This is a genomic window from Nocardia niigatensis NBRC 100131 (assembly GCF_000308655.1).
GTDB lineage: Bacteria > Actinomycetota > Actinomycetes > Mycobacteriales > Mycobacteriaceae > Nocardia > Nocardia niigatensis.
The window spans coordinates 142,850-167,545 of the sequence record NZ_BAGC01000026.1; the positions used below are offsets into that span (position 1 = coordinate 142,850).

The window sequence follows — 24,696 nt, forward strand, 5'->3', positions numbered from 1 at the left end:
CCGGCCGTTCCGTCGTCAAATTGATGGGTGGAACCTTGACCGAGTCCGATACGCCGTCCCGGGCGCCACGTGAAATCGCCGAGAAGCTCCTGGATCTCCAGGTCGACTTCATTGTCGCCGAGGTCAGCGGTGACCGCTTCGCCGAAGTGATCGCCCGCGATGTGGAAGCGGTGATCGGTGTCGCCGACACCATCGTCTTCCGCGACGTGGTGGATATCGATCAGGCCAAGCAGACCGTCGCCAACGTCATCGACCTGATCGGCGGCAGCCCGGTACTGGGCGAAATGGTCGGCACGCTGGCCGATTCGCTGTACGAGAACATCGCCGGGAACCACGACTACACCCTCGGTGACGTCGTGGACCGCGAGCCGGTCGAGCAGCTGCTGGAGAAGCTCTTCGGCATGCACCAGGCACAGGAACGCATCCTGGAACGGCTGACCGAGAGCCCCCTCATCGCCACCGTGGCCGCCAAGTTCGTGGACAAGCTGGTCGACGATCTGATGGAGACCAACAAGCAGATCGCCTCGAAGATTCCCGGCGTCGGCTCCCTGGTCTCCATGGGTACCAATGCCGCCAAGTCCGCGCGCAAGGCGGCGGAGAAGGCCGGCGGCACCTTCATCGGCGAAATGGCCGGCAAGGGTGCGCAATTCGCGCTCAAGCGCACCAACAACGCCATTCGCGAAATGCTGCGCGACGCTCCGGTGCACGACGCGGCCATGGAATTCTGGGACCTGCACGCCGGTGAGCCGGTCAGCGGCCTGCGCGAGTACCTGTCCCAGCAGGACCTCCGCGATCTGGCTCTGATCATCCACCGGATCGCGCTGACCACCCGCAACAAGGAATACGTCGGCGTGCTGGTGGACCAGGGCGTCGAGGTGTTCTTCGAGAAGTACGGCGACCACACCCTGGCGGCCATGCTGCCGGAGCTGGGTCTTTCCGAGGCGGTCATCGCCGAGGAGATCCTGCGCTACGGCCCGGCCGTGGTGGAGGCCGCCAAGCGGAACGGCGTGCTGGCCAAGCTGATTCGCGAGCGGCTGGAGCCGTTCTTCCTGTCCGAGCCGGTGCTGGCGGTGCTCGCCGGGAACTGACCCGAGACCTGCGAACAGGGCCGCCCGCTGAAACCGCGTGCGGCCCTGTTTCATTCCCTGACGGGAGAATCCGCTCATTCCCCGGAGGGAATCGCGCAGCGTATCCAACCCACGCAGACTCGATGCCATGACGAACATCGACATCAACGAACTCGCCGACCGATACCTGGCCATGTGGAACGAGCCCGACCCGGAGCCGCGGCGCAAACTCGTTCGCGAACTGTGGGCCGAGGACGGCGCCCAGATCCTCGTCGATCCGCCGGAAGATATGCGAAATGCCGCCACCCGCTTGAACTTTCCGATCCCGCCGCTCGAGGTGCGCGGCCATGTCGCGCTGGAACGACGGGTGGAACGGGCCTACGAGATGTTCGTCGGCCCGGGCGAGCACCGTTTCGTCCAGCGCGGGGAGGCGACGCTGCTGCTGAAGCAGGTCGTCGCCTGCACCTGGTCGATGGTGACCCAGGACGGCACCGTGGTCGGCGGTGGAATGGATGTCCTCGCGCTGGACGAGGCCGGCCGCATCCGCACCGACCATCAGCACATCGGCGTCGAGTAGGGCCCCGAGCTCGCGAGTGGGTGCACGCGTCGCGGATCGTGCCGTGCATGATTGCTTCGATTCGAGCAATGCAAGGTTGCTTCGACCGAAAGGAGCGTCGTGGCCCTCGACAAGGGAGTCTCCACAGCTCTCAGCGACAGCGTCCTCGCCGGTGGCGACGCTGTTCTGGGCCCGCGGCACAAGTCGCTGCCCCCGGCCGCCTGGGGGCTGACCGTCCGCGAATACCTGGCCACGAATCCCCATCTGGACGACCTGCAGACGCCGGTGCTCACCATGGACCGCTCGGCGCTGGACTCGAACCGGGCCGTCATGGCCGACTGGGCGCGCGCCGCCGGCGTCCGGCTCGCCCCACATGGCAAGACCTCCATGTCGCCCCAGCTGTGGGCCGAACAGCTCGAGGCCGGCTCCTGGGCTATCACCCTTGCCACCGGCTGGCAGGCTCAGGTCGGCCGGTCGTTCGGCCTCGACCGCATCGTGCTGGCCAACACGCTTGTGGATCCTGTCGGATTGCACTGGGCGGCAAAGGAAATCGCGATAGACCCGGACTTCGAGCTCTACAGCTGGGTCGACGGCGTCGATGCGGTCCAGGAAATGGAGCGGCATCTCGAGTCCGCGCCCGACGGGGTCCAGCTGAACGTCGTCGTGGAACTCGGTGGCCCGCACGGCCGTACCGGCGCCCGCGGTCTGGCCGCCGCCCATGCCGTAGCCGAAGTGGTCCACAGGTCATCGCGCCTGCGCCTCGCCGGGGTCGGGGGTTATGAGGCCGCACTCGCTCATGACCGCACCCCGGAAGCCATTGCGGCCGTGCGGCACTACCTGGACGAGCTCGCGACCCTGCACCAGGAACTCATGGCCGCGGGCAGATACGACGAGTTCGTATTCCAGCCTGTGGTCGGCCGCGCGGAGGAAGCCTCGCTTTCGGCGGCGGATCCCATGGCCGATTCGTCCGCGCCCGCCGATTCCGCCCCGGATGGATCGAATTCCCGGACTGATCGAGCCCGCCGTCGTGCGATCGTGACCGCGGGTGGCAGCGCATATCCGGACCTCGTCGTGGAGCGGCTGGCGGCGCTGGCGGATGAGGAAGGCGTACAAGGGGTTCCGACCACAGTGGTGCTGAGGTCCGGTGCGTATCTGGTGCACGATGACGGCTTCTACTCCGGGATCTCACCATTGGCCGCGGGGCACGCGGAGCATCCGCTGCGGTCGGCCATGCATGGATGGGCACGCTGTGTGTCCCGCCCGGAAGCGGAACTCGCGCTGCTCGATGCCGGACGGCGCGATGTTCCGTTCGATCTGGGATTGCCGGTCCCGCAGCGAATGGCGGGACCGGCGAACACCGGGTTCTCGGCAGGCGCGCCCACTTCGCTGCCTGCTGGCGCGCATGTTTCGGCGTTGAACGATCAGCACGCCTTCCTGCGGCTGCCGGGTGCGTCGGACGACGAGGTTCCGGTGGGAAGTGTGGTGCGACTGGGCCTTTCGCATCCCTGCACCGCGTTCGACAAGTGGCGGCTCATCCCGGTGATCGACGACGCCGACGCCGAGCGGCCGCGGATCGTCGACTTCCTGCACACGTATTTCTGAGCGGGATGCCCACGCGCCCGACCGGCTGGCGGCCATCGTCGAGCGCTGCGGTGCCGCGCCGGAGTGGGATCGCTTCTGGTCCACCGAGGTTCCGCCGGAGAAGGTCGCCCGCCGGCCCCTGCGGGTGCGCTCGCCCGAGACCGGCGACTGGATCAGCTATCACAAAATTCGAACTGCCACAACGCCCCTGGTGGATCTACTCGCTCGTCCCCGCCAATTGAGCCGCGCCGGTGGCGAAATGCTGCCGGTAGCGTTCGGGCGTGGTGGCGAGGCGGCGGGCGAACACCCGGTGCAGCGTCTCACCGTGCCGGTAGCCGACCTGGCGGGCGATCGCGCCGATGGTCAGCTCGGTGGATTCCAGCAGTCGGCGGGCGGCCTCGACGCGCAGATCCTCCACGAAAGCCGCGGGTGTGCTGCCGGTTTCGAGTCGGAAGGCGCGGGCGAAATGGCGTTCGCTCATGCCCGCGCGCCGGGCCAACTCGGCCACCCCGAGGTCCGCGTCGAGATGATCGGGCAGCCACTGCTGCACCGCGCGGATGGCGGGCGTGCGCGCGGGCTGGGTGCGCAGTTGCGCGCTGAACTGGGCCTGCCCGCCGGGGCGTCGCGTGAATACCACGTACAGCCGCGCGATCATGGCGGCCACCTCGCGGCCGTAATCGTCCTCGACCAGGGCCAGCGCCAGGTCGACGCCCGCCGACATGCCCGCCGACGTCCAGCGATTGCGGTCACGGACATAGATGCGATCCGGTTCTACCGTGACTCGCGGATAGTGCTGGGCCATCAGGTCGGTCGAGGCCCAGTGGGTGGTGGCCCGGTAGCCGTCGAGCAGTCCGGCGGCGGCCAGCAGCAGCGCGCCCGCGCACACCGACGTCACCCGCCGTGCCTTGCGGGCCAGGGCGGGCAGCTCCGGCACCACCTCGGCGCCGGACGGGCCCGAGACCATGCCGCCCACGACGATCAGGGTGTCGAAGTCGTCGCCGGCGGCGATGTCGTGCAGCGAATGCTCCACGGAGAGGGTCAGTCCGCCGTCCGCGGTGATCGGGCGGCCGCCGGGTGAGGCGGTCAGCAGCCGGTAGGGCAGCGGCGCCGGTGCACCGTCCGGGCCGTCCGCCGCGCTGATCGGATGCTGCCGCAGGACCGGCGGCAGCAACTCGGGCGGTGTCTCGCGGACACCGTTGAGCAGTGCGAAAACATCCAGCGGCCCGGCCAGCTCGGACAGCTGCATGCCTTGGTAGACAACGAAGACGATGGTGCGGGGCGCGGGCACCCCGCCATCATCGCAGTCGGGCCGGGTGGCGGCCATGGTCAGCGGCTGATCGATTCGGCCGTGTGCCGGATGGTGTGGCGATCCAGGAACGGGATGACCAGTTCGGCCACCCGATCGGCGCACTGCGCGTGTGGGTAGTGGCCCGCGCCCTCGACCATGGCGACCTGACCCAGTCCCGGCGGCATGGCCGCCACGACCGCTTCCGCCTCGGCCCGCGGATCGGCGAAGTCCGGGTCGTCTACGCCCATGAGAACCAGCGCGGGACAACGGATATCGCCGATGCGGGCATGCGCGTCGGCGGGCGTGGTCGCGCCGGTCTTCATGAATTCCGTCCAGCGCCCGGGCCGGCGCAGGACGGTCCGCAGTCCGTCCAGATAGCTGTCCTGATCGGCGGGCTTGGTCGGATAGGCGATGTCGAGGTAGCGGAACCACCAGGTGAAGGACTTGAAGCCCTGTGTGGCGAACAGCCGCAGCATGCCACGGCGGTACCGGCGGCTGGTGACCATGGTGCCCAGGTGCAGCCGCTGGGTGAGGGTGAACGGGTCGATCTCGACGATCGCGCTCACCAGCTCCGGGGCCTCGGCCGCGGCGATGGTCGCTGAACCTCCCGAGAGCGAATGCCCGATGATGACCGCGGGTCCCCCGAAATGCCGGATGACACCCAGCAGGTCGCGGGCCACGTCGGTCCGGCTGATGGCTTCCTTCCCCGTCACCGAAGGCCAGCCCGGACTGGATTCGCCATGCCCCCGCATATCCGCGTTCACCACCCGATACCCAGCACCGACCAGCGGCCCGACCAGATGCCGGAACTCCTGCCGCCATGTCCCCATTCCATGTGACAGCACCACCAGCGGCCCGTCCCCGACCACATCACACGCGATCCGCCCGTGCTCGAGCGCCACGAACTCGGTCATTTCCCGTTCCTTCCAAGCGATTTCGTTCCGGCCGCACTTGCGGCATGCCGAAATTGAACGCCGGAAACCGGACCGGTCCGAGCGCTCGGTCCGGACGAATCAGCGGTGTGGCCGACCTAGTCAGTCGCTGACCGTGTTTGCCGCGCTCGGCACCGTCTCCCGCGTCGGTGCGCCGAACCAGGTGGCGAGTGCGGCTCGTAGTGCGGGGGCGGCGGTGTCGGGGGATTCGGCGGGGGTTGCGGCCCAGGCGATGTGGGCGTCCGGGCGGATGAGGATGGCGTCGGCGGGGTGGGCGTCGGTGGTGGTGGTTCGAATGTCGATGCGGTCGCTCCACTGCTCGGCGATATCGCGGAGGTCCGCGCGGTCGGCGAGATCGAGGAGGACTGGGCGGGGGGTGGGTAGGAGCGGGGCGGTATCGGTGTGCGGAAGCAGGTCGGGGGTGAAGGCTCCGGTCAGGGGGTGGCCGTTGGGGTTCGGCAGGGGATAGCAGATGTCGGCGCCGGCGATCATGGCGCCCAGGCGTCGCAGGGCGGGGTCGTCGGTGAGGAGTTCCTGGAATACCGTGCGCAGTGCTTCGGCCGCTGGGTCGTCGCCGCGGCGGAGGGCCGCCTGCGCCTGGGTGTGGATCATGGTGCGGGCGGCCGCGAGGGAGCGTTCCTCGTGGTAGGTGTCGAGCAGTCCGGCCGGGGCGCGGCCGTCGATGTCGGCGGCCAGTTTCCAGGCCAGGTTGACCGCGTCGAGCATGCCCGCGTTGAGGCCGACACCCGTGGCGGGAAAGGTGTGCGCGGCATCACCGGCGACCAGAATCCTTGCGGCGCGGAAGCTTTCGGCCTGCCGGGCCTGGAACTGATAGCGCGACAGCCGGATCGGATCGCCCAGCGGCAGATCGACGCCCAGGACTCGGCGGATGCTGTCGCGCAGCTCGTCCAGGGTCAGGGGCTCGTTGTCGTCGGTCTCGGTGGCGGTGTCCTCGGTGGTCTGCACCATGAGCATGCCGGTGGCGAGGGAGCCGACCGCGAACACGCCGCGATCGGTCCGGGTGAACCCGGCCGGGACGACGCCGTGCCCCTCGATGTCCAGATCGCCGGTGTCCCGCACGGTCACGGCCGCCACGGCGACCTGGCCGAGGCGGTTGACCTCCGGATAGGTGATGCCGGGGTAGGGGATTCCCGCCAGTTCGCGGACCTTGCTGCGCGCACCGTCGCAGCCCACGACATAGTGTGCGGTCAGCTGATATTCGCCCTCCGGGCCCGACACCGTCACGGTGACCCCGGCGTCGTCCTGGTCGATCCCGGTCACGGTGTGCCCGCGCCGGATCTCCCCTTCGCGCTCACGCACCAGGTCGTCCAGCAGCTGCTCCAGTCGTGGTTGCGGGAGGTGCAGGGCGCGCAGCGGTGGATCCGGCAGCGGGCTCAGGTCCACGTGCAGTCCGCCGAACGGGAAGGCCGCGGCCGGGGCGACCGCCGCGCCGACCGCTTCGAACCGGTCCAGCAATCCGCGATAGCCCAGCAATTGCAGGATCTGCCCGCTGAAACCATTGGCCTTCGGCACCGTCCGCAGCTGCGGGCTGCGCTCCAGGACCACCGGCCGTACCCCGGCCGCCAGCAGTTCGGCGGCCAGCATCAGGCCCGTCGGGCCCGCGCCCGCGATGATCACGTCGGCACTCGTCACACGCACTCGCGCTGCTCCATTCCACGGATTCCGGCTACGGCCAGCGATTCTGCGGTATGCGGGGGGTCTTGCCGCAAGCCCAGGGGTGCGATATACGTTGAAGAGGGAAGCGGATCACCGAATCCGTGTTTGCTCGTCGTCCGTTGCCCGATGGGCTGTTTCGGTACCGGCCCAGTCGCATGAACGCCACCGCGAAAACGGGCTGGGCCCTGGCCATCCGGTTGTGGTGGCAGTGGGAGGCCGCAACCTCCGAAATCAGGAAGCGGCCTGCTCGCCGAGCTTGTGGCGCAGCACTTTTCCGCTGGGATTGCGGGGGAGCTCCGGCAGGCGGACGAACTGCTTGGGCACCTTGTAGCGTTCGAGGCGGGCGCGGATGTGCTGTTTGAGCGCATCGTCGCCCGGGTCGGCGGTTGTGGTGACCAGATAGGCCCGCAGCACCTGCCCGTACTCGGGGTCGGCGACGCCGACCACGATGACATCGGCGACGGCGGGGTGCTCGGACAGCGCGTTCTCGACCTCACGGGGATAGATGTTCTCGCCGCCGGAGACGATCATCTCGTCGTCGCGGCCGACGATGTAGAGACGGCCCTGCGCGTCCACGCGGCCCATGTCGCCGACATTGACGTAGCCGTCGCGGACCTCCTTGACAGGGGCGGAGCCGGCGCCATCGGCGGTATAGCCATTGAATCCCAGGCCGCCGCGCACGAAGATCGTGCCCGTCTCACCGACCGCGGCCAGGGTGCGGTCGGCGCGCAGGATGCGTACGGAGACACCGAGAATGGGGCGTCCGACAGTCTTGGCGGAGTGCTCGAGATCGGCCGGAGTGGCGATGGAGATGACGCCCGCCTCGGTGGAACCGTAGCCGTTGACCAGGCGGGGACCGAAGTGGCGCAGGAACTTCGCGATGGTGTCGGGCGAAATCGGCGCCGCACCGGTCAGAGCCAGGCGCAGGGACGACAGGTCGTAGCGGCGGCGGATGTCGTCGGGGAGGGCGGCGAGGCGCTGGATCATGATCGGGACGCCGATGAACACGGTTGCTCGGTGTCGCTCGATATCCGCCAGGGCGAGTTCGGGATCGAATCGGCGGCGGGTAACCGCTGTCGCGCCCAGGGCCAGCTGACCGGCCAGCGCACCGAGGCCGAAACCGTGGAAGAACGGGGGCGCGACGACGGCGATATCGCGATCGGACAGGCGGGCGGCCGAAGCCAGGGAGGCTGCCGCCTCCAGCGCGGGACGCAAGCCGATCTTGCGGGCGACACCCTTGGCCATGCCGGACGTGCCCGAGGTCAGCAGGGTGATTCGAGCGGGCTGCCGGGCCGGTGGCGGAGATGGATGTCTTTGCCGCGCAAGTTGATCCAGGGTCGGCAACTCGGATTTGACCTCGGCTTCACGCCAGCCGCGCAGCTGCGTGCCGGGATAGCCCGCCTCGGCGATCGCCGGGAGGTACTCGTCGTCGTGGACGAGGACATCGGGCGCGTGCCGTTCCAGAATGCGGGCCAGCTGGGTGGCCGGCAGTTCCGTATTGAGGAAGACCAGCTCACAGCCGAGGCGGCTGCCCGCGATCACCGCCTCGAGGAAGCCTCGGTGATTGCGGCACAGAATGCCCAGCGTTCGCAGGTTCGGTGAGAGTGAATGCAGCGCTGCCGCAATCGTTTCGGAGCGAATCATGAGCTCGCGGTAGGTGACCGCGCCGGATTCGTCGATCAGGGCGATCCGATCCGGATGCCGGGCCGCGGACACCGCCAGGAGCAGACCGAACGACGGGCCGTACGCCTGGTAGCCGCGCGCGATCGAGACCGCGGCCGTCGGGCCGATCGGGCGTAGCGCACCCGAAGTCGTGATCGCGGAAAGAGCTGTGGCCCAATCGAAGAGCGTTCTAGTGCGCATCGCCCGCGCCCTTCCCGTTCACAGCGCGGAGAGCGGCGTCGGTGTCCCCGAGTCGCTGGTAGACGGCGGTGAAGGCGACCTCCAGCGGTACCCGAAGAATCGGGGTGAGAACCGAGGTCGCGTACCCGTAGGCGGGAATCATGATGCGCGGCTTGGTGATCAGCGCCCGTGCCACGCCGGTGGCCGCCTCGGCGGGGGACTGGCCCGGCATCGCGGACATCCAGCGGCTGGGCGCGCTCATCCGAGTGTGCATGAGTCCCGCGTAGATGGTGGTGAGGGTGACCCCGTCGGGCCGGGCCTCCATGCCCACCGCGCGCAGCCACACGTCGAAGGCGGCCTTGGAGGACAGGTAGAAACCCCACTTCGGCACGGCCGGGAAGAGCACTCCGACCGTGGAGATGTTCACGATGTGGCCGCTGCGGCGGGCCCGCATGCTCGGCAGCAGGGCGAGCGTGAGTCGGATCGGGCCGAGGTAGTTGGCGGTCGAGGTGGCGACGAGATCCTTCGGCCGGTCGTAGGACAGATGGATGGAGCGGCGTAATGACTTGCCCGCGTTGTGAATCAGATAGTCGACATGGTCGAAGCGGGCGAGGATGTCCTCGGCGAAAGCCGAGATCGAATCCGGGTCGGCCAGGTCCAGGCGGATCGCCACCGCTTTGCCGCCCGCCGTGGTGATCTCCCGCGCCACCGCTTCGAGCTGATCGACCGAGCGCGCGCCGAGCACGACGGTCGCCCCGGCGGCGGCCAGCATGCGGGCGGTCTCGGCGCCCAGACCGTGCGAAGCGCCGGTGACCACGGCGATCTTGCCCTCGACCTCGCGGCGCAGCCGGTCGGGGTCGGAGATGCCGCGCGGGCCGATCAGCCAGGCGGCGGCGCGGCCTATGGGCCCGGCCGCCAGAGCATTGTTGGGTCGGTGGAGAAGGTCCACTAGCTCGTCTCTCTTCGTTCGGTGCGTTGCGCCCCGTTCAGGTCCAGCAGGGCGGCGATGGTGCGGGAGGTCAGGGTGATGGACGGGTCGAGCGCCAAAGTCGTTTGCACCGTGGCAAATCCGGCGGCGAGCACCAGCGTCTGCAGCTGAGCGCGATTCCGGTCCGGCTCGGCGAGCCAGCGCGCGGTCGCGCCCTCCACGAACGCCAGCCACCCGTCCATCCCGATCCGGATGGCGGAACCGTCACCCGCGGAAACGATTTCGGTGAGCAGCGCCGCCACCAGCCGGTCGCGATGCCGCTCGTGCTGAGCCAGCAACCGCTCATCGGCCCCGGCGCGCGGCGTCATGATCAACGCGGTCCCGTGCTGCTGTACGAAATCCAGGTAGATCCCGAACCCCAGCGTCAGCCGCTCCATCGCGGGCCCACGCAACTCCTGCAGCCGATCCCAGAAGTCCTCGAACACCGCCTCGTGCACGGCCAGATACAACTCGAACTTCCCCCCGAAGTGATATCCGACCGACCCCACCGCGGCCCCCGCCGCCGTCGCGATCTCCGCGATCGACACTTCCTCGTACCGCTTGGCCGAGAACGCGGTGCGCCCGGCCTCCAGTAGCGCCGCCCGAGACTGCCGCCCCCGCCGATTCACCTGAACCGCCCGCGACCCACTTTTTGAATCCCGTTCAAGTTCAGCCACCCGCGCAGCATAACCAACTTTTTGAACCAGATTCAAGAACTGATTCTCACCAGCTTCCGCCCAGGTCGTAGCGATACCACTCCCGCGGACTACCCAACTTCCACAACCACAGCCCGGAATCCCGCCCGACCTTGCCAATCGGCCAACCGCCGGGCCGCCGTCCATCGGGCAGCAACAACTCCTCCCGGCCGATCTCGACGATCGCGCCTCCTTCCCGCCGGGCACGGACGATCTCCCACCCGGTCGGATCATTGCGACCCGCATGCGGATGGAAGAAGGCGAAGTCATCACCCGATACCGCCACGCCGTGGCAGTACTCGACCGAAGTTGCTGTGGTGGAACGGAATCCACGGGATTCGAGCTCGACCAGTGGAAAGTCGGGGTACGGGCAGGCTCGAACGCGCGCGCGGCCCACATTGAGCGCGTAGCAATCCGGCGAGAACACTCCGGAGGTGTGCCGGGCGGCCGGCCAGGGCGCGGCATCCCAGGTGTCCCAGCGGGCCGGGCCGACCGGAAGTTGCAGGGAGCGAGTGCCGTTCGCGTCGGGCGCCCAGAAGCCGGCCTCGTCGAAATAGCTGATCCAGATTCGACCGGCTGGATCGGTGATCATCTCGTCGATGGCGTCGCCGGCCTAGAACGACCCGGTCGGCTCTCCGGAGGCATCGAAGAGCCGGACATTGTGCGTGAGGTTCAGTTCGTCCGCGGGGACTGGCCCGTGGCCGGTCCGTTCGTCGGGGCAGGCGCGGGGGATTCGGGCCGCGGCGAGGACGACGCCCGTGCCGAGCGTGTCGAGCGCCGTGAAGCGGAGATCGAGACGCCGCAGCGGGATCTCGGTGATGTGGCCGGCGTCGCAGATGACAACGGTCGCATCGTAATTCGGGCCGGAGAGAGGTGATGTGGAGGCCGGTGGCACGGGCTGAGCCGGATCGGCGAGCAATGCCGGCAGGCGGCCACGGAAATCGATGGTGGAGGCGAGGAGCTCGAGGTGGGCGTAGCGGTCCGGGAGCCGCGCGTGGAGCGCGAGGACATGCCTAGCGGCCATGAGCCTTTCGGGTCGTCATGGCGGTGATCATCGCATGGTTCAGCTGGCGGGGGTGAGGACGGCGATGGGGAAGTGGCGGGGGCTGAGGGCTCGGTAGGTGTTGAAGTGGGGGTAGGCGGCGGTGAGGGTTTGCCAGTGGGTGGCGTATTCGGTGTCGTCGGTGACTACGCGGGTGGTGACGGGAAAGGTATCGCGGCCGATGCGGACGTGGGGGGTGTCGGCGGCGAGGAGGTTCTTCCACCAGTTGGGGGTGCCGGGGTGGCCGCCGTTGGAGCCGCAGACCAGGAGGTCATCGCCGGAGCGGACCAGCATGAGCATGACGGGGCGGGGCTCGCCGGATTTGCGGCCGGGGACGATCAATTCGAGGACCGGGTGGCCGAAGAGGGTGGCGAAGCGGGTGCCGCCGAAACGGTCGAAGAGGCGGCGGTGCAGGCGGGCGTAGAAGCGGGCGACTCCGCCGAGATGGGTACTGGAGTAGTAGTTGAATCGACCCGCCAGGGTCAGCGGGCCGGAATCGGTGCCGGTCATTGGAGGTCCCCTCGGGTCAACGGTCGTACCGGGCTCACTGTACATGGCGTCCAGTGAGTTGACGTAGCGGTCCTTTTCGCGGGTGCCGGGGCGACCGGTTCGTGATTAGGCTGCGGATATGAGCATCGGCGCTGACACCGGACCGATGAGCGGGGTGGACGCCTTCGATCGGCTGCGGCCGCTGCTGTTCACCATCGCCTACGAGCTGCTGGGCAGCGCCGCCGACGCCGAGGATGTGTTGCAGGACAGCTATCTTCGCTGGCGCGACACCGATCCGGAACGCGTCGAGCATCCGCGCGCCTACCTCACCACCATCGTCACCCGGCAGGCGCTCAACCACCTGCGCACGGTGCGCCGCCGCCGCGAGGACTATGTCGGCAGCTGGCTGCCCGAACCCATCCGCACCGAAACCGACGCCAGTACGGATGTGCTGCTGGCCGAATCGGTCTCGATGGCCATGCTGCTGGTGCTCGAAACCCTCGGCCCCACCGAGCGTGCGGTGTTCGTGCTCTCGGAGGTGTTCGGCCACAGCCTCGTCGAAATCGCCGGCATGGTCGGCAAATCCGATGCCGCCGTGCGCCAGATCGCGCACCGGGCTCGTGCGCACGTGCAATCGCGGCGTAAGCGATTCGAGCCCGACTCCGAGACCAGTCGCGAGGTGATCGGCCGGTTCCTGCACGCCACGCAAACCGGTGACCTGCAAACCCTGATGGATGTGCTGGCCCCCGACGTCGTCCAGATCGCCGACGGCGGCGGCAAGGTGAGCGCGGCGCGCCGCCCGGTCGTCGGCGCGGACCGCGTCGCCCACTACCTGATCGGGCTGAGCCGCCGGAACCTGACCGACATGACCGTCGAATTCGGCCTCTACAACGCCCTGCCCGCCCTCCTGCTGCGCACCCGCGACGGTCGTCTCGACACAGTCGAACTGATCGAGACCACCGGCGACCGCATCACCGGTCTCTACGCCGTCCGCAACCCGGACAAGCTGAGCACCGCCGAACTGACCCGCGCCCTGGAGCGCTGAACCGGCTGCTGAATCCCTGCGTGACCGAGGATTTCGACGGCCGGTCGGGAATGATCAGTTCACGCAGGGGATCTTCGAGCCGATCTGTGTGGTGACCGGCTTGCCGGAATCCGGTGCGTCCGTGGTGGTGTCGGTGGCCGCGGCGCTGGTGGAGGAGCCGCCCGCGGTGGTGGTCGGGCTGGTGGTGGCCGCGGTCGGGTCCAGGGAGGACGGGATCTCGAGGTCCGAGCCGACGACGAGCTTCACGTGCCCGCTGGACACCTCGGTGGACGGGCTCACCGGGATGCCGCCGAACATCTCCGACAGCTGCTTGGCGTCGGTGTCGGCGCCGGTGCCGTAGTAGACGGTCGAGGTGGTGCCGTCGGCGTACGTGGCGTTGGCGACGTCACCGGCCGGGAATCCCTTGGCGGTCAGCAACTTCGACACCTTGGCGGCCTGGCCTGGGGTGCCGCTGGCATTGACCACGTCCAGCGTCGAGGTGGGCGTTGTGACCGGGGCGCTGGGCGCGGCCGGGGTGGAGACGCCGAACGCCTCGCGCACCGTCTTCTTGATGGCCACCGGATCGATGACGTTCACGTCCTGGCCGTCGACGGTGTCGTAGCGCAGCACCGGCAGCGTCCGGAACTCCACGGTCGGGCTCTCCGCGCGGCCAAGGGTGGTGGCGAAATCGGTGAGGCTCCAGCCGTCGGAGAGCACGACGTCCTTGTGCGCCACATCCATCAGCGCCTTGAGCCGGCCCGGATTGGCCAGCGTGCCCGAGCTTTTCATGGAGTTGGCGACCGAGGTCAGGAACGCCTGCTGCCGGTGGGTGCGGTCGAGGTCGCCGTTCTCCAGCCCGTGCCGCTGCCGCACGAACGCCAGCGCGTCGGAACCGTCCAGGTGCTGGGGGCCGGCCGGGAACTGCGCGCCGGAGTAGTAACTGTCGTCCACGGCGTGATTGAGGCAGACGTCGACGCCGCCGAGCGCGGTCGCCAGATCGTAGAAGCCGGCCAGGGAGATCTCCGCGAACCGGTTGATAGGCACGCCTGTGAGGGCTTTCACAGTCTGAACGATGCTGGCGCGGCCCGCCTCCCGGCCCTGACGCTCCAGATCGGGGCCCTCGGTCGCGCCCTTCGCCTTGAGCTTCTCCTCGACCGTGTACTTCTTGAGGCCGTAGGACTCCTTGATCTTGGCGTGGTCGTAGCCCGGGATGCCCTGCACCGGCACGTAGTCGTCGCGCGGGATGGAGAACGCGATGATGTGCTTCAGGTCCTTCGGAATGTGCACCAGGATCAGCGAATTGGCGTTGTAGCCGCCCTCGGTGCCGTCGCCGGCGTGCAGCTGGTCCAGGATCTCCTTGGGAAGATCGTTGCCGTTCAGGTCTTTCCGGGTGTCCAGGCCGATGAGCAGCATATTGATGTCGCCGTCGAGGTTGACGTCCTCGGGTGCGATCGCGCCGGAGCGGACGAAGCCCTGATCGAAGTCGTTGCGGCCGTACCAGACCAGACCGGTGACCCCGATCACGCCCGCCGCCACCAGGGCCGTGATGCCGCGTCCGGCCAGCCGCAGCCGCTTGTCCCGCTCGAGCTGGGCCGCGGTGCGCTCGGGCTTGCCGCCGCTGTGATCCTTCTTGCTGTCGGTGTTGTCACGCTTGCCTGCGGTGCGCCGCTTGTCCGCGCGCCGGCTGGTGGAGTCCGCCTCGGCACGCCGTGAACGGCGGGGAGTCGGGTTTGGCGTCTCCGATGCCCGGCGGGTGCGGCCCGGCTGGGGGCCGACGACCGGCAGCGGTTGGGTGGCGTCGTCGTACATGGCGCTGTCGAGTGTGCCGTAAGCGGCGCGCTCTGTCAGATTTCCGCCCGGTTGTGAATGAGCTTGCACAGTCGTGCATAATCATCACATGGTGGATACCTCGAACGGGCCCCTGCGGGTCGCGGTAGCTGGTGCGAGCGGGTACGCGGGCGGTGAAGTCCTGCGCCTGCTCCTCGGTCATCCAGCCTATCGAAGCGGGCGCCTCGAGATCGGGGCGCTGACCGCGGGATCCAATGCCGGTACCACCCTGGGTGAGCTGCAGCCGCATCTGCTGCCGCTGGCCGATCGGGTGCTCGCGCCCACCACCGTCGAGGAGCTGTCGGGCCACGATGTGGTCTTCCTCGGCCTGCCGCACGGGCAGTCCGCGGCGATCGCCACGGCGTTGCCGGAATCCACGATCATCATCGACTGCGGCGCCGACTTCCGGCTCACCGACGCGGCGGCGTGGGAGAAGTATTACGGCACCCCGCACGCCGGCCACTGGCCCTACGGGTTGCCCGAGCTCCCCGGCGGCCGAGAGCAGCTGCGCGGCGCCACCCGGATCGCCGTCCCCGGCTGCTACCCGACCGTGTCCAGCCTGGCGCTGGCCCCCGCCGTCGCGGCCGGGATCATCGAACCGCGCGTGAATGTGGTTGCGGTGAGCGGCACCTCGGGTGCGGGCCGCAAACTCGATGTGGGCCTGCTGGGTTCGGAGGTGATGGGCTCGCTGCGTGCCTACGGCATCGCCGGCGCGCACCGCCACACCCCCGAGATCGCGCAGAACCTCAAGGCCGCCAACGGATCCGGCACCGACGTGAGCGTGTCGTTCACCCCGGTGCTGGCCCCGCTGCCGCGCGGCATCCTGGCCACCTGCACCGCCCCGACCACCGTCGACGCCGCGACGGCCCGGGCCGTCTACGAGAAGGCCTACGCCGACGAGCCGTTCGTGCACCTGCTGCCGGAAGGCGTACTGCCGCAGACCGGTTCGGTGCTGGGCTCCAATGCCGTCACCCTCCAGGTCACCGTCGACACCGACGCCGGACTGCTGGTGGTCATCGGCGCGATCGACAACCTGACCAAGGGCACCGCGGGCGCCGCGGTGCAATCGATGAACCTGGCGCTCGGAATCGACGAGACCGCAGGACTTTCCACCGTAGGAGTGGCACCGTGACTATCGACAACGGCAAGCTGGTGCGGACCCAGGGCGTCACCGCACCGCTGGGCTTCCGGGCCGCGGGCATCGCCGCGGGCATCAAGAAGAGCGGCAAGCCGGACCTGGCGCTGGTGTTCAACGAGGGCCCGGAGTACGCGGCCGCGGGCGTGTTCACCCGCAACAAGGTCAAGGCCGCGCCGGTGCTGTGGTCGCAGCAGGTGCTGACCGGCGGCCATCTGCGCGCGGTCATCCTGAACTCCGGCGGCGCCAACGCGTGCACCGGCCCGGGCGGCTTCCAGGACACCCACGCCACCGCCGAGGAACTGGCGAAGGCGCTGAGCAACTGGGGCACCGAGACCGGTGCGGGCGAGATCGCGGTCTGCTCCACGGGGTTGATCGGTGACCGGCTGCCCATGGACAAGCTGATCCCGGCCGTCACCGAGATCGTGCACGAGATGGGCGGCGGCCTGTCCGGCGGCGCGGAGGCCGCGCGGGCCATCATGACCACCGACACCGTGCCGAAAGAGGCGGCCTTCCACCACCGGGACAAGTGGAACGTCGGCGGCATGGCCAAGGGCGCGGGCATGCTCGCGCCGTCGCTGGCCACCATGCTCGTGGTGATCACCACCGATGTGGTCGCCACGCCGCAGCAGCTGGACGAGGCGCTGCGCGACGCCGCGAAGTACACCTTCGACCGGCTCGACGTGGACGGCTCCTGCTCCACCAACGACACCGTGCTGCTGCTGGCCAACGGCGCCTCCGGCGTCACCCCGAGCCAGGCGGATCTGAACGCGGCCGTCCTCGCGGTCTGCGACGACCTGGCCGAGCAGCTCATGTCGGACGCCGAGGGCGTCACCAAGCGCGTGCACATCACCGTGAAAGGCGCTGTGAGCGAAGAGGAGGCGCTCATCGGGGCGCGGGCGCTGGCCCGCGACAGCCTGGTGAAGACCGCCTTCTTCGGCTCCGACCCGAACTGGGGCCGGGTGCTGGCGTCGATCGGCATCGCGCCCATCGAACTGGATCCGAACCGGGTCTCGGTGTCGTTCAACGGATCTCCGGTGTGTATCGACGGCGTGGGCGCGCCGGGCGCGCGTGAGGTCGACCTGTCCGGCCCTGACATCCAGGTGCTGGTGGAGCTGGGCCTGGGCGACGGCGAGGCCACCGTCCGCACCACCGACCTCTCGCACGGCTATGTCGAAGAGAACTCGGCCTACAGCTCATGAGCGATGTGGTGAAACAGCTTTCGGCCTTCGACAAGGCGCACGTCCTCGCCGACGCGCTGCCCTGGCTGCAGAAGTTCCGCGACAAGATCGTGGTCGTCAAATACGGCGGCAACGCCATGATCGACGACGAGCTCAAGCGGGCCTTCGCCGCCGACATGGCGTTCCTGCGCACCGTCGGCGTGCACCCGGTGGTGGTGCACGGCGGCGGCCCGCAGATCAGTGCGATGCTGAAGAAGCTCGGCATGACCGGCGAATTCCGCGGCGGCTTCCGCGTCACCACGCCCGAGGTCATGGACGTGGTGCGGATGGTGCTGTTCGGGCAGGTCGGCCGGGAACTGGTGGGGCTCATCAACGCTCACGGCCCGTACGCGGTCGGCATCTCCGGCGAGGACGCCGGGCTGTTCACCGCCACCCGCCGCACCGTGCAGGTCGACGGCGAGGCCACCGATATCGGCCTGGTCGGCGACGTCACCGAGGTGAAGCCGGAGGCCGTGCTGGATCTCATTGCGGCGGGCCGGATTCCGGTGGTCTCCACCATCGCCCCGGACGCCGGCGGCGTGGTCCACAACATCAACGCCGACACCGCCGCGGCCGCGCTGGCCGAGGGCATCGGCGCGGAGAAGCTGGTCATCCTCACCGATGTGGAGGGCCTCTACACCGACTGGCCCGACCGGTCCTCGCTGACCTCGCGCATCGACACCGGCGCGCTCGCCAAGTTGCTGCCGTCGCTGGATGAGGGCATGGTGCCCAAGATGGAAGCCTGCCTGCGCGCCGTCGAGGGCGGCGTCCCCACCGCACACGTGATCGATGGGCGCGTCGCCCACTCGGTCCTGCTGGAACTGTTCACCGGGGAAGGCATCGGCACGATGGTCACCCCCGCACAGGAGATCTCATGAGCACAGCCGACATCCAGCAGCGGTGGAACGCCGCCCTGATGAACAACTACGGCACGCCGAAGGTGGCGCTGGTGCGCGGCGCCGGCGCGGTCGTCTACGACGCCGACGGCAAGCGCTACATCGACTTCCTGGGCGGCATCGCGGTCAACAGCCTCGGCCACGCCCACCCGGCCATCCTGAACGCGGTCACCCAGCAGCTCGGCACGCTCGGCCACGTCTCGAATCTGTATGCCAGCGAACCGGTGATCGAGCTGGCCGAGCGGCTGCTCGCGCACTTCGGTGACGGGCACGGCAGGGCGTTCTTCTGCAACTCCGGCACCGAGGCGAACGAGGCCGCCTTCAAGATGGCGCGGCTCACCGGGCGCAAGAAGATCATCGCCTGCGAGGAGGCCTTCCACGGCCGCACCATGGGCGCGCTCGCCCTCACCGGTCAGCCCTCGAAGCGGGAACCGTTCGAGCCCATGCCGCCCGGCGTGATCCACGTGCCCTACGGCGACGCGCTGGCGCTGGCCGCCGCGGTCGACGAGGACACGGCCGCGGTGTTCCTCGAGCCCATCATGGGCGAGAGCGGTGTCGTCGTGCCCCCGGCCGACTATCTGGCCAAGGCCCGTGCCATCACCAAAGAGCAAGGCGCGCTGCTCATCCTGGACGAGGTGCAGACCGGTATCGGCCGCACCGGCGCGTTCTACGCGCACCAGGCCGCGGGCATCGTGCCCGATGTCATCACCCTGGCCAAGGGGCTCGGCGGCGGGCTGCCCATCGGCGCCGTGCTGGCCCAGGGCCCGGCCGCGGAGCTGCTGCAGCCCGGCATGCACGGCACCACCTTCGGCGGCAATCCGGTGTGCGCGGCGGCCGCGCTGGCCGTGCTGCGGACCATCGACGAGGAGGGGCTGCTCTCGCACGTGGAGACGGTGGGCAAGATCCTGGTCGACGGGATCGAGCACCTCGGTCACCCGCTGATCGACCACGTGCGCGGCGCCGGTCTGCTCATCGGCATCCAGCTGACCGCCGACGCCTCCGCCGAGGTCGAACTGGCCGCCCGGGAGGCCGGCTACCTGCTGAACCCGGCCAAGCCCAATGTGATCCGCCTCGCTCCGCCCCTGGTGCTCACCGAGACCCAGGCCGAGAACTTCCTGTCCGACCTGCCCGGCATCCTCGATGCCGCCCAGGCCCTGAAGGAGTCCAAGTGACCATCCGGCATTTTCTGCGTGACGACGACGTCACCCCCGCCGAGCAGGCCGAGATCCTGGCGCTGGCAGCGGAATTGAAGGCCGCGCCGCAGTCGCGCCGGCCGTTGGCAGGCCCGCGCGGCGTCGCGGTCATGTTCGAGAAGAACTCCACCCGCACCCGGTTCTCCTTCGAGATGGGCATCGCCCAGCTCGGCGGGCACGCCGTCGTGGTCGACGGCCGCGACACCCAGCTCGGACGCGAGGAGACCCTCGCCGACACCGGCCGTGTGCTGTCCCGGTACGTGGACGCCATTGTCTGGCGCACCTTCGAGCAGGCGCGCCTGGACGAAATGGCAGGCGCCGCAACGGTTCCCGTTGTCAATGCGCTGTCCAACGAATTCCACCCCTGCCAGGTGCTGGCGGATCTGCAGACGCTGCGCGAACGCAAGGGCGACGACCTGCGGGGCCGCAACCTCACCTTCCTCGGCGACGGCGCCAACAATATGGCGCACTCGCTGATGCTGGGCGGCGTGACCGCGGGTATGAACGTGACCATCGCCGCCCCCGAGGGTTTCGAACCGTTCGGCTGGATCGTGGACGCCGCCCAGAAGCGGGCCGCCGAGACCGGCGCGACCATCACCATCACCCACGACCCGCAGGCCGCGGCCGAGGGCGCCGACGCGCTGGTCACCGACACCTGGACCTCCATGGGCCAGGAGAACGACGGCCGCGACCGGGTAGCCCCGTTCCGTTCCTTCCAGGTCAATGCCGAGCTGCTGGCCCGCGCGGCCGCGGATGTGACCGTGCTGCACTGCCTTCCGGCGCACCGCGGCGAGGAGATCACCGACGAGGTCATCGACGGCCCGCACAGCGCGGTCTGGGATGAGGCCGAGAACCGGCTGCACGCGCAGAAGGCGCTGCTGGTGTGGCTGCTGGAGCGATTCGCGCGAGGCGAGAGGTGAGCAGCGGCGAACGACGCACGGCCGCACCGGCATCCGGCAGGTCGGGTGCGGCCATCGCCCGCACCCGCGCCGGACGGCAGGCGCGGATCATCGCGATCCTCTCCCAGCACGAGGTGCGCAGTCAGTCGGAACTGGCGGTGCTGCTGTCCGCCGAGGGCATCGAGACCACCCAGGCCACGCTGTCCCGCGACCTCGACGAACTCGGCGCGGTGAAGCTGCGCGCGGCTGACGGCGGAGCGGGCGTCTACGTGGTCCCCGAGGACGGCAGCCCCGTCCGCGGCGTCACCGGCGGCACCGAACGCCTCTCGAAACTGCTGGGGGATCTACTGGTTTCGACCGACGCCAGCGGCAATATCGCGGTCCTGCGCACCCCGCCGGGCGCCGCCCACTTCCTGGCCAGCGCCCTGGACCGCGCGGCGCTGCCCGAGGTGGTCGGCACCATCGCGGGTGACGACACCATCGCCGTCATCGCCCGCGAGCCCATGACCGGCGCGGAACTTGCCGCCAAGATCGAACAGCTGGCCTGAATCGGGCTGTGCCGCAGGTTAATTGCGACAGCGGTAGCGGCATGCGGGCGTACGCTCGGTAGGAAGGACATCCCCGAGCAAGGAACGCACATGTGCGAAGGCTATGGACTGATCGGATCCTTCGAAGCCGGGACGGGGGAGCGGCCTCACGTCCCCGAGGTGGTCCGGCCCAGCCTGCGCCGCACCGATGACGGGGTCTGGGTGGTCCTGGCCCGCAAGGTCGCCAGGCACCTCGACGGGGATCGGTTCGTGCCGGCGACGGGCGGGGCGCCCTACCCGCGCGACGCCATCGCCGAATGCCGTCGAGGCCGCGGCCACCCGGTGCCGGATGCGGACTGCAGCTGCGGTTTCCACGCCGTCTCCGAAGCCGCGCCGGAACCCTACGGCGGCCGCTTCACCGTGCTCGAGGTCGCCCTGTCCGGGCGCATCCTGGCCTCGCACTGGATCCAGGGCGGCGTGCTCTTCCGCGCCGAACGCCAGCTCGTGCTCACCTGGTCGGATATCACTGTGCCGCAACCGGTTCGACTACCGGACCGACCGCCCCAGCCCCCGAATCCGCCCCTGGAGCCAGGCGGCCGGACCGCGCGCCTGCGCCCGCCCGATCCCCGTGACCTCGACCGCGCGGGCCTGCGGCTGCCGGACCGCGAACCCCAGCTGGTCCGCCTCGCCGACGACGCCGGCTACTGCCTGCGACATCACGCCCGGAGACGCGCCGACCGTGCTTTACCCATTTCTGTTATGGCGTAAGGAGTTTCGCCGAGAGCGTGACCGCCCGGGTTTCGCTCTCGACGTGGTGGGCCGGGTCAGTTGATGGTGAAGCTGCCCGCCATCGGGGGAGTGCCGTCGGTGCCGGCGGCGACGGTGCCGATAGGGTCGCCCGAGCAGTCGGTGCTGGCGTAAAAGGTGGCGTCCTGGTCGGTGCCGTTGGACACGGTGGTGGTGCTCAGGTCGGTGAGCAGGATTCGGACGCAACCGGTGGGATCGACCAGGACCCGGCCGTTGGAGACCAGGGTGCCGGTCGCTGCGCCGGCGGTGCCGGGGACGAGCACCGCCGCCATCCCGGCCAGTGCGGCAGCGCCCAGAACTCCAGCAATACGCAACTTCATCAAATCCTCCGTGGTGAATCTGCGCCCGATCGCTCGAGCAACGTGATCCTGGCAACTGGCCGCCATCCTCGCAACGCGATGTAGCCGGGAGGATACGGCCATGTTTCGGAATCCGGCCCGGAGGCTGCGGCCGAATGCCTTGCCTGCACAGAAGAATTCCCGCGTTCGGTGCGAACGCGGGAATTCGTGTCGGTGCTCAGTTGAGCGGGTACTGACCGGGCGGGTAGGCGCCACCGCCGCCCTGGCCGGTGCCGCCGGAAATGAGGAGATCCTGGGCGAACTGGAGGGCCGCGCCTCCGATGGACAGGATGTCGCGGCCGAGGGTGCCGACGTTCTGAGCGAGTGTCGAGAGCATGGCGGAATCCTTCGGTTGACCCGGAAGTGTCCACCCCAGCGTGGCACAGCGGGGTACCTGATGATCGTGAATCGAACCGATGGGCCGGTTTTCGGCGGATTGTCGGAATTGATGCCGGGCGGTCGTTCTCACCCGATCTTCTGCGCCACCGCGAAGACGCGGCGGAACGGCAGCCAGGTCGTGCCGTCCGCCTGCTGCGGGTAGACGGAGCGCAGCCGCGGCGCGAGGTCGGCGCGGAAGTCCTGCCAACCGGCGTCGTCGAGGGCGTCGCGCACCGGACGCAAGGCGGTGCCCGTCACCCATTCGAGGACAGGATCATTCCCGGTGAGCGGCTGCAGATAGGTGGTCTCCCAGGCGTCCACGCGACAGCCTGCGGCCGTCAGTACTCCGGCATACCCGGCGGGATCCGGTACCGCCTGGCGGTCGAGGATCCCCACCGCCCCCAGTCGTTCTCGCCACCGCGGCGAGGACGCGAGTTCCCGGATCGCGACATGCGAAGGCGCGTCGAAGTTCCCGGGTACCTGTATCGCCAGCCAGGCTCCTTCGGGAAGCGCCGACACCCAATCCGGCAGCAGCGCACAGTGATCCGGTACCCACTGCAGCACCGCATTGGTCACCACCACATCGGTGTCCGGGGCGGGCCGCCAGTCGCGCACGTCGGCCACGGTCGCGTCGATGCCGTGTTCCCTTGCCGCGGCGACCATTTCGGGTGAGGAATCGAAGGCATCGAGGGCTGCGTCCGGCCATCGGCTGGCGAGCGTCGCGGTGAGATTGCCCGGGCCGCAGCCGACATCGGCCACGCGCCGGGGCTTGTCCGCGCCGACCCGTCCGACCAGGTCGAAGAACGGCCGTGCGCGCAGGTCGTCGAAGGCGAGGTACTTGTCCGGATCCCACATGGGCCCCTCCGCATGAACGTCGAATTTTCCCAAACCGTACGTCCGTACTGTATTCCTCCTCGAGTTGCGATGCAAGGATATGGCGTGCGGCCGCGCCGGGATCCACGCAGGCGGGGACCCCGGTTATGAATGGGATTGCATCGTCATGCATAATCATTTGCAGGACGACGGAGCGCGCCAGAGGGACCGGGACGGGACCGCGGGGCAGCGCACCGGTCGAGGGCCTATACGAACAATCGAGGAGCACACGGACTATGACCAAGCGCGTCGTACTCGCCTACTCCGGCGGGCTGGACACATCGGTCGCCATCAGCTGGATCGGCAAGGAGACCGGCGCGGAGGTTGTCGCCGTCGCCATCGATCTCGGCCAGGGTGGCGAGGACATGAACGACGTGCGCCAGCGCGCGCTGGACTGCGGCGCCGTCGAGTCCATCGTCGTGGACGCCCGCGACGAGTTCGCCAACGAGTACTGCCTGCCGACCATCCAGGCCAACGCCCTCTACATGGGCCGCTACCCGCTGGTCTCGGCCATCTCCCGGCCGCTGATCGTCAAGCACCTGGTCGAGGCCGCCGAGTACCACGGCGCCGACACCGTCTCGCACGGCTGCACCGGCAAGGGCAACGACCAGGTCCGCTTCGAGGTCGGCATCGGCGCGCTCGCGCCCGACCTGAAGGTCATCGCCCCGGTCCGCGACTACGCCTGGACCCGTGAGAAGGCCATCGAGTTCGCCGGCGAGAACAAGCTGCCGATCAACGTGTCCAAGAAGTCGCCGTTCTCCATCGACCAGAACCTGTGGGGCCGCGCGGTCGAGACCGGCTTCCTCGAGGACCTGTGGAACGCCCCGACCAAGGACGTCTACGACTACACCGTCGACCCGACCGTCAACTTCGAAGCGCCCGACGAGCTCATCGTCACCTTCGACAAGGGTATTCCGGTCGCCATCGACGGCCGCCCGGTCACCATGCTCGAGGCCATCACCGAGCTGAACAAGCGGGCCGGCCGACAGGGCGTGGGCCGCCTCGACATGGTCGAGGACCGGCTCGTCGGCATCAAGAGCCGCGAGATCTACGAGGCCCCGGGCGCCATCGCGCTCATCACCGCGCACCAGGAGATGGAAGCGGTCACCATCGAGCGCGAGCTGGGCCGCTACAAGCGGCAGGTCGAGCAGCGCTGGGGCGAGCTGGTGTACGACGGCCTGTGGTACTCCCCGCTGAAGCGGGCGCTGGACGCGTTCGTGGCCGAGACCCAGCAGCACGTGTCCGGCGATGTCCGGATGGTCCTGCACGGCGGCAGCGTCGTGGTCAACGGCCGTCGCTCCGACGAGTCGCTCTACGACTTCAACCTCGCCACCTACGACGAGGGCGACACCTTCGACCAGTCGCTGGCCAAGGGCTTCGTCCAGATCCACGGCCTGTCCTCCAAGGTCGCGGCGCGTCGGGATCTCAACAGCAAGTAGTAGC

Annotated in this window: 25 protein-coding genes; 12 read left to right on the plus strand and 13 right to left on the minus strand. The window is 69.0% G+C overall.

Annotated elements, in window-relative coordinates; genetic code table 11:
* Positions 1-35 precede the first annotated feature (35 nt).
* The 3 genes from ON33_RS07785 to ON33_RS43150 all read left to right on the plus strand — a co-directional run bounded on the left by ON33_RS07785 (position 36) and on the right by ON33_RS43150 (position 3,225).
* The gene (locus tag ON33_RS07785; RefSeq protein ID WP_040857092.1) at positions 36-1,088 is read left to right on the plus strand and encodes a hypothetical protein; all 1,053 of its coding nucleotides are present in this window, start codon (positions 36-38) and stop codon (positions 1,086-1,088) included.
* Positions 1,089-1,215: 127 nt separating this feature from the next.
* On the plus strand, positions 1,216-1,644 hold the full coding sequence (locus ON33_RS07790; protein ID WP_040856922.1) for a hypothetical protein: 429 nt from the start codon (positions 1,216-1,218) through the stop codon (positions 1,642-1,644).
* Positions 1,645-1,743: 99 nt separating this feature from the next.
* Entirely contained in the window at positions 1,744-3,225 is a 1,482-nt protein-coding gene (locus ON33_RS43150) for a type III PLP-dependent enzyme domain-containing protein (protein ID WP_051151763.1), read from the plus strand.
* Positions 3,226-3,421: 196 nt separating this feature from the next.
* Here ON33_RS43150 and ON33_RS07800 read toward each other — a convergent pair whose 3' ends face one another.
* From ON33_RS07800 to ON33_RS07840, 9 genes are all read right to left on the minus strand, one after another.
* The gene (locus tag ON33_RS07800; protein ID WP_051151785.1) at positions 3,422-4,492 is read right to left on the minus strand and encodes a GlxA family transcriptional regulator; all 1,071 of its coding nucleotides are present in this window, start codon (positions 4,490-4,492) and stop codon (positions 3,422-3,424) included.
* 38 nt (positions 4,493-4,530) lie between these two features.
* Positions 4,531-5,406, minus strand: coding sequence for an alpha/beta fold hydrolase (locus ON33_RS07805; RefSeq protein WP_051151764.1), 876 nt, complete (start codon positions 5,404-5,406; stop codon positions 4,531-4,533).
* Positions 5,407-5,526: 120 nt separating this feature from the next.
* Positions 5,527-7,083, minus strand: coding sequence for an FAD-dependent monooxygenase (locus tag ON33_RS07810; protein ID WP_245550350.1), 1,557 nt, complete (start codon positions 7,081-7,083; stop codon positions 5,527-5,529).
* Between the two features lie 249 nt (positions 7,084-7,332).
* The gene (locus ON33_RS07815; RefSeq protein WP_040856923.1) at positions 7,333-8,964 is read right to left on the minus strand and encodes an AMP-binding protein; all 1,632 of its coding nucleotides are present in this window, start codon (positions 8,962-8,964) and stop codon (positions 7,333-7,335) included.
* Entirely contained in the window at positions 8,954-9,892 is a 939-nt protein-coding gene (locus ON33_RS07820; protein ID WP_281033192.1) for an SDR family NAD(P)-dependent oxidoreductase, read from the minus strand. The genes ON33_RS07815 and ON33_RS07820 overlap by 11 nt, the downstream gene beginning before the upstream one ends.
* Complete coding sequence (locus ON33_RS41015; RefSeq protein WP_169336787.1) at positions 9,892-10,587, minus strand: TetR/AcrR family transcriptional regulator; 696 nt, start codon at positions 10,585-10,587, stop codon at positions 9,892-9,894. The genes ON33_RS07820 and ON33_RS41015 overlap by 1 nt, the downstream gene beginning before the upstream one ends.
* Before the next feature lie 46 nt (positions 10,588-10,633).
* Complete coding sequence (locus ON33_RS41020) at positions 10,634-11,197, minus strand: hypothetical protein (RefSeq protein WP_040856924.1); 564 nt, start codon at positions 11,195-11,197, stop codon at positions 10,634-10,636.
* A gap of 21 nt (positions 11,198-11,218) precedes the next feature.
* Complete coding sequence (locus ON33_RS07835) at positions 11,219-11,629, minus strand: hypothetical protein (protein ID WP_040856926.1); 411 nt, start codon at positions 11,627-11,629, stop codon at positions 11,219-11,221.
* Between the two features lie 39 nt (positions 11,630-11,668).
* Entirely contained in the window at positions 11,669-12,157 is a 489-nt protein-coding gene (locus tag ON33_RS07840) for a nitroreductase/quinone reductase family protein (protein WP_051151766.1), read from the minus strand.
* 145 nt (positions 12,158-12,302) lie between these two features.
* Here ON33_RS07840 and ON33_RS07845 point away from each other — a divergent pair, with 145 nt between their 5' ends.
* The gene (locus tag ON33_RS07845; protein WP_040857109.1) at positions 12,303-13,181 is read left to right on the plus strand and encodes an RNA polymerase sigma-70 factor; all 879 of its coding nucleotides are present in this window, start codon (positions 12,303-12,305) and stop codon (positions 13,179-13,181) included.
* A gap of 54 nt (positions 13,182-13,235) precedes the next feature.
* Here ON33_RS07845 and ON33_RS07850 read toward each other — a convergent pair whose 3' ends face one another.
* Complete coding sequence (locus ON33_RS07850) at positions 13,236-14,969, minus strand: LCP family protein (protein ID WP_040856928.1); 1,734 nt, start codon at positions 14,967-14,969, stop codon at positions 13,236-13,238.
* Between the two features lie 88 nt (positions 14,970-15,057).
* Between ON33_RS07850 and argC the strand changes: the two genes are divergently transcribed.
* From argC to ON33_RS40510, 7 genes are all read left to right on the plus strand, one after another.
* Complete coding sequence (gene argC / locus ON33_RS07855) at positions 15,058-16,119, plus strand: N-acetyl-gamma-glutamyl-phosphate reductase (protein WP_040856930.1); 1,062 nt, start codon at positions 15,058-15,060, stop codon at positions 16,117-16,119.
* Positions 16,116-17,324, plus strand: a complete 1,209-nt coding sequence (gene argJ, locus ON33_RS07860; RefSeq protein ID WP_040856932.1) for a bifunctional glutamate N-acetyltransferase/amino-acid acetyltransferase ArgJ — start codon at positions 16,116-16,118, stop codon at positions 17,322-17,324. Before argC ends, argJ begins: the two co-directional genes overlap by 4 nt.
* Positions 17,321-18,220, plus strand: a complete 900-nt coding sequence (gene argB / locus ON33_RS07865; protein WP_040856934.1) for an acetylglutamate kinase — start codon at positions 17,321-17,323, stop codon at positions 18,218-18,220. The genes argJ and argB overlap by 4 nt, the downstream gene beginning before the upstream one ends.
* Positions 18,217-19,410 carry an acetylornithine transaminase gene (locus ON33_RS07870; RefSeq protein WP_040856936.1) on the plus strand — a complete coding sequence of 398 codons (1,194 nt, stop codon included), beginning with the start codon at positions 18,217-18,219 and terminating at the stop codon, positions 19,408-19,410. Before argB ends, ON33_RS07870 begins: the two co-directional genes overlap by 4 nt.
* Complete coding sequence (gene argF, locus ON33_RS07875; protein WP_040856938.1) at positions 19,407-20,351, plus strand: ornithine carbamoyltransferase; 945 nt, start codon at positions 19,407-19,409, stop codon at positions 20,349-20,351. Before ON33_RS07870 ends, argF begins: the two co-directional genes overlap by 4 nt.
* Positions 20,348-20,878: an arginine repressor gene (locus ON33_RS07880; protein ID WP_051151767.1), complete on the plus strand. Its 531-nt coding sequence runs from the start codon at positions 20,348-20,350 to the stop codon at positions 20,876-20,878. Before argF ends, ON33_RS07880 begins: the two co-directional genes overlap by 4 nt.
* Positions 20,879-20,968: 90 nt before the next feature.
* Positions 20,969-21,625, plus strand: coding sequence for a hypothetical protein (locus ON33_RS40510; RefSeq protein WP_157184448.1), 657 nt, complete (start codon positions 20,969-20,971; stop codon positions 21,623-21,625).
* A 56-nt stretch (positions 21,626-21,681) separates the two neighbouring features.
* Here ON33_RS40510 and ON33_RS07890 read toward each other — a convergent pair whose 3' ends face one another.
* The 3 genes from ON33_RS07890 to ON33_RS07895 all read right to left on the minus strand — a co-directional run bounded on the left by ON33_RS07890 (position 21,682) and on the right by ON33_RS07895 (position 23,235).
* Positions 21,682-21,984, minus strand: coding sequence for a hypothetical protein (locus ON33_RS07890; RefSeq protein WP_040856942.1), 303 nt, complete (start codon positions 21,982-21,984; stop codon positions 21,682-21,684).
* Positions 21,985-22,180: 196 nt separating this feature from the next.
* Positions 22,181-22,339, minus strand: a complete 159-nt coding sequence (locus ON33_RS41025) for a hypothetical protein (RefSeq protein WP_157184449.1) — start codon at positions 22,337-22,339, stop codon at positions 22,181-22,183.
* A 128-nt stretch (positions 22,340-22,467) separates the two neighbouring features.
* A complete protein-coding gene (locus ON33_RS07895; protein WP_040856944.1) occupies positions 22,468-23,235 on the minus strand; it encodes a trans-aconitate 2-methyltransferase in 768 nt (255 codons plus the stop codon).
* 254 nt (positions 23,236-23,489) lie between these two features.
* Here ON33_RS07895 and ON33_RS07900 point away from each other — a divergent pair, with 254 nt between their 5' ends.
* On the plus strand, positions 23,490-24,692 hold the full coding sequence (locus ON33_RS07900) for an argininosuccinate synthase (RefSeq protein WP_040856946.1): 1,203 nt from the start codon (positions 23,490-23,492) through the stop codon (positions 24,690-24,692).
* Positions 24,693-24,696 lie beyond the last annotated feature (4 nt).